The sequence below is a fragment of the Microcystis sp. M179S2 genome, from assembly GCF_020245805.1.
Classification (GTDB): Bacteria; Cyanobacteriota; Cyanobacteriia; order Cyanobacteriales; family Microcystaceae; genus Microcystis; species Microcystis aeruginosa.
This window is the reverse complement of sequence record NZ_JADBUE010000386.1, coordinates 1-4,713: the sequence shown is the minus strand read 5'-3', so window position 1 is coordinate 4,713 and position 4,713 is coordinate 1. Positions and strand designations below refer to the sequence as shown.

Sequence of the window (4,713 nt, the reverse complement as noted above, 5' to 3'; positions counted from 1 at the left end):
GAAACCGTAGATTTTCTATCCGAATGCTTCGCCCGTACTTTTTGCCGCAAACCCTAAGTGGGTGGGTGGAATTAAATATAAAATGAACGTAGGTTGGGTTGAAGCATGAAACCCAACGCCCGCATGGGTTACGCTACCGCTAACCCATCCTACAAATAATTGTGCCTACCTACTTAATTAGCAGCCCCAATCAAAATAAAGGGCGACCAAAAATAAGGATGGCTTTTAATTTGACTCAGTTTGGCCTGTCGCATGGCTTCACTTTTAGTCATGCCATTCTTGAGATTTTGATAAAATTGGGTCATAATTTCGGCACTGGTATTATCTTCAGCATTCCAAAGACTGGCTATTACTGATTTAGCACCGGCTCTTTCTAGGACGTAAGCAAGTCCCGATATTTCCTGTCCGTCTGCGTTGGCTTCCTTGGCGGTTTGACAGGCACTCAGGGTGATTAATTCGGTATTTTTTAAGCCTAATAATGCGGCATCAGCGATGTTATATTGCTCTTTATTGGCGAAAAGAATAGTATTAGCTTGCATATCCAAATTAGGACAGCCAGCACGCTTAAAACAGCCATGAGTTCCGAGGTGGAGAATCGAGAAGCGAAAGGCTTGTTTTTTGAATATATCTAGAGTTGCGTTTGTACCGAGATATTTTTCACTTCCCGGAAAGATTTTGCTGATAGTTTCTGCTTCTATTTCTGTGCCTTTAAGTTCTTCTTGGGTGGGTTTAGGGTTAGCAAATGCTAGACCTTGTAAGGGTTTTCTTTCGGTCGCGGGAGGAGTAGATGTGGAGATGCGAGTTAAATAATAAATCGGATATTTTTCTAGGAGAACTTGGTCATTTTTTTTATCGTAGAGGGTTTCAAAGGGAATATAGCGCAGTTGTCCAGTGGCGATAATAGCGATATTTTTCGGGGAACTGGTGGCGATTTGTGATTCAATGGGACGGATTAAAATCTCGTAGAGTTTGCCACCGGTAACATCCACATCGCTATTTTTATGATCGGCTAATTGGGTACGGTATTCGCTGACGAGTTTATTCAATTCCTCGCGTTTTGTATCACTTTGAATAACGATTAATTTTTCTCTAGTAACGAGAAATAGGGCGACTTTATCGCGGAGGGGAACGGGTTGAATAACGAGGGTATCAGGAGCGATATTTTTCTGGAGTTGGGCGATGTCAGTGGGTTTACTTTCAAAAAGTTCAGCAATTTCAGGATATTTATCTCCGATATTTTCCGCATTTTTATAGACTTTTTCCTCGAATTGTCGGATCTGTTGTGCCAGTTCTTCAGAGAATTTATCCTGTAGTTGTCGGCGCATTCCTTCGAGTTGTTGATTGTCGGTGTTCCAGTTATCAAGTGCTTTTTGTGCATCGGGATCAGCAACTTTGGCATTAATCAGGCGATTGTAATCGGCGAGATCGGCGGTAGTGGCGAGGTTTAGCCATTGAAAGGCTTTTTCTGGTTGATTTTGCTGGATGAGGATTGTGGCGAGGGTGATGACGGTTTTCTCGTTAGAGGCTAAAAACGATTTTCGATTTTGACCTGCAATATTTTCCCTCGAAATATCTCCCCGTATCTTGAGGATAATGTTGAGGGACTCTTCCAAATTCTTGATCGCTTCTGCGGGTTGATTTATCTTTTGATAAGCAACTCCTAAATTATTTAAAGAATTAGCTTCCCCTTGTAGATCGCCGATTTTCCTCGCTATGGCTCGATTCTCTTGATGGTGATTGATCGCTTTCTGATATTGTCCGAGGGAAAGATAAGCACTTCCTAAATTGCCTAAAGAATCGGCTTCCCCTTTTAGATCGCCTATTTCCCTCGCAATGGCTAAAGTCTGTTCAAGGTAATCGATCGCCTTTTTGTACTCTCTGAGGAAGTAGTGAGCAACTCCTAAATAGTTTAAAAAAGACCCTTCCTCTTGGCGAAGGCCTATGTACCTCGCGATGGCTAAAGACTGCTGGTGGTAATCGATCGCTTTTTGGTATTGTCCGAGGGATTGGTAAGCATTTCCTAAATTGCCTAAAGATCTGGCTTTACTTCCTTGATCGCCGATTTTCTCAGCGATTTCTAAAGACTGCTGGTGGTAATCGATCGCTTTTTGGTATTGTCCGAGGGATTGGTAAACGTTTCCTAAATTGCCGAGAGCATTGGCTTGCCCTTTTAGATCGCCGATTTTCTCAGCGATTTCTAAAGACTGCTGGTGGTAATTGATAGCTTTTTGGTACTGTCCTAGTAAGTGGTAATCAACTCCTAAATTGTTTAAAGCCTTGGCTTCCCCAGAACGATCATCTAACTCCCTCGTGATGTCTAAAGACTGCTGATGGTAATTGATCGCTTTTGATACTCTCCACGCGATTGGTAAGCGTTTCCTAAATTGTTTAAAACCTTGGCTTCCCCAGAACGATCATCTAACTCTCTCGTGATGGCTAAAGACTGCTGGTGGTAATCGATCGCTTTTTGATACTGTCCGAGGGAGCTATAAGCGTTTCCTAAATTGTTTAAAGAATTGGCTTCTCCTTGGCGATTAACTATCTCTCTGTTAATGACTAAAGACTTTTGGTGGGACTCGATCGCTTTTTGATATTGTCCGAGGGAAAGATAAGCACTTCCTAAATTGTCTAAAGAAGCCGCTTCTCCCTGACGATTTTTGATTTCTTGATAAATTTGTAAGGCTTTTTCCCACGATTGCAAGGCTTCTCGAAACTGACTTATTTTATATTGTTGAGCGCCTTGCTGTAAAAGCCTATCCGCTTCTTTTCGCTGTTTTTCTGCTTCCATTAATACTAAAAGTTTTTCAGCACTTTTTTCTAAATCAGCATCCTTAATTTCTTTTGCGATGGTTAAAGTCTGCTGAAAAAATTCTATGCTCTCCTTAAATTCTCCTAACTCATAGTAAGCCCCACCGAGATTTAAAAAGGCGAGGGCTTCTAGACGACGTTCTTTTGACTCTTGTGCTATTTTAACCGCATTTTCTAAAACAGAAATAGCTTGACGGTATTGACCGTCGTTAACATAGGCATTGCCTAAATTAACGGTAGATTTAGCTTCCCCTGAAAGGTCTTTAATTTGCCGGTAGGCTATCACCGCCTGTTGACAGGATTGAATCGCCAATTTTACTTGATTATTATCAAGATTCTGGCGACATAATTGCAAAAGTTGATCCGCTTCGGCTTTCCTCGCATCCGTATTTTGCGCTATTACCGCAGGGACGAGAGAGGAGAGTTTCCCGTTAACAACTGGTAGGGTGACGGTAGCCACTAGGGAAAGGGTAAGTAATGCGTAAAATTTGGGATTCATAGTTATTTCCGCTATCAGTTATTAGTTAATAGACCTCATGCCGTTCTCTTATTCCCATCTACAAAAGGGTGATTCTTGACAATCCCATAAGCGTAGGCTGCTGCCAAAGAAGCCATGTCAGGAGGCGACTCAGAATAAGCCAGAAGATTTTGCGGTCGGGAAAGTGCGCTTTCTAGCAACCCCTCATCTCGAATACCCTCTAATCCACCATGCTCGGCTATTTGGCGGTCATGAATCGCGAGAGCTACCCCATCAGCTATCCAGATTAGCTGGTTCATGAGCCTAAGTTGCCAGCTTTCTCAAAACATTCCAGTCTTCGCGCATCACTTCCTCCGCCACTTCCATTTGCTGGACAAATTCGGGGTCGTAGGGTGTAAGCTCAAAGCCATTCGGCGTTTCCAAGACGTAGAGCATATCGCCTTTACTAAGGCGCAGCTTCTCCACCAACTCTTTCGGGAAAATCACCCCCATAGAGTTCCCTACCGTTGTGACTTTTAACTTAATCATCGTTTTTTGACTGAGTAAATATATCAATTATAGCACCTCCCATATTTCCTGAATTTCTCACATCACTTAACAATTTAGTATTAACTTTCCGAACCATTGTCTAATCTCTTGTTTTTCACTCTCTTCCAACGGAAAATCATCCCTATCAACTATCCTCCCTATCCTAAAAACCTTTCCTTGGGACAGTAGCGAAGCAATTATCACCCTAAAAAAAGAGCATCTGATCGATATTCTTGATCGCTATCTCAATAACGCTCTATCTGCCACCGACCTAGAAAACTGGGCCGATGCCATCGAATGCAGAGAAGATATCGCCTATAAAACAGATGAGGAAAATCTCATCAATGACATCATCTTTGACCTCGCTAACCCGACCTTAAACGATCCAATATCACCAAAAATAATCGAACAATACATCAGCCAACTTTCCCATTTAAAGTCTTCCTTAATTGCTTAAAAAATAAACCTCTCTTTTGTGAATTTTAATGCGGGTTTACTTGAATCTCAATTTTGTCCGAGGGGTTGAATTTAATTTCCTCGACAACGTAGGAACTGTTAAGGGCTACACGCTCGATTCCTCTTATTTTTGGAGAATCTAGCGAGGTTAAAGTTACTTCCGCTTTTCCTTCATTAACATCAATAATTTTGAAGTTCTGTAAAGGTTCCGTCCAGCTTTGTCTATTCTGTTTTGGATTGCTTGATTTCTCTTCCCCACGAATAACAAGCTCTCCGCTTTTGATAATAACCTTGCCTTGAAACTCTATCTGTTTGATCTCTTTCATCGCCACTTCTTTTGGGTTCTTCGTTACCTGGTATGGTTCGATAGGGGGGCATAAATCGACTAAATCCTTATCTGGCAAGAGACTTAATTGATTAGTTCGCTCTAGATCAAAAATAAT

3 protein-coding genes and 3 pseudogenes are annotated in these 4,713 nt (G+C 41.8%); 1 reads left to right on the top strand and 5 read right to left on the bottom strand.

The features are described from left to right. Positions 1–173: 173 nt before the first annotated feature. The 4 genes and pseudogenes from IM500_RS24900 to IM500_RS24665 all read right to left on the bottom strand — a co-directional run. Positions 174–3,307, bottom strand: a pseudogene (locus tag IM500_RS24900) (CHAT domain-containing protein). 35 nt (positions 3,308–3,342) lie between these two features. Further along, positions 3,343–3,585 carry a type II toxin-antitoxin system death-on-curing family toxin gene (locus IM500_RS24030; RefSeq protein ID WP_287739665.1) on the bottom strand — a complete coding sequence of 81 codons (243 nt, stop codon included), beginning with the start codon at positions 3,583–3,585 and terminating at the stop codon, positions 3,343–3,345. A 4-nt stretch (positions 3,586–3,589) separates the two neighbouring features. Then, entirely contained in the window at positions 3,590–3,814 is a 225-nt protein-coding gene (locus IM500_RS24025) for an AbrB/MazE/SpoVT family DNA-binding domain-containing protein (RefSeq protein WP_012267820.1), read from the bottom strand. A 66-nt stretch (positions 3,815–3,880) separates the two neighbouring features. Next, positions 3,881–3,952, bottom strand: a pseudogene (locus tag IM500_RS24665) (DUF2283 domain-containing protein); the annotation flags it as partial. A gap of 13 nt (positions 3,953–3,965) precedes the next feature. Here IM500_RS24665 and IM500_RS24660 point away from each other — a divergent pair. Next, positions 3,966–4,271, top strand: coding sequence for a hypothetical protein (locus IM500_RS24660; protein ID WP_353737938.1), 306 nt, complete (start codon positions 3,966–3,968; stop codon positions 4,269–4,271). Positions 4,272–4,296: 25 nt separating this feature from the next. Here IM500_RS24660 and IM500_RS24020 read toward each other — a convergent pair. Further along, positions 4,297–4,713, bottom strand: a pseudogene (locus IM500_RS24020) (hypothetical protein); the annotation flags it as partial.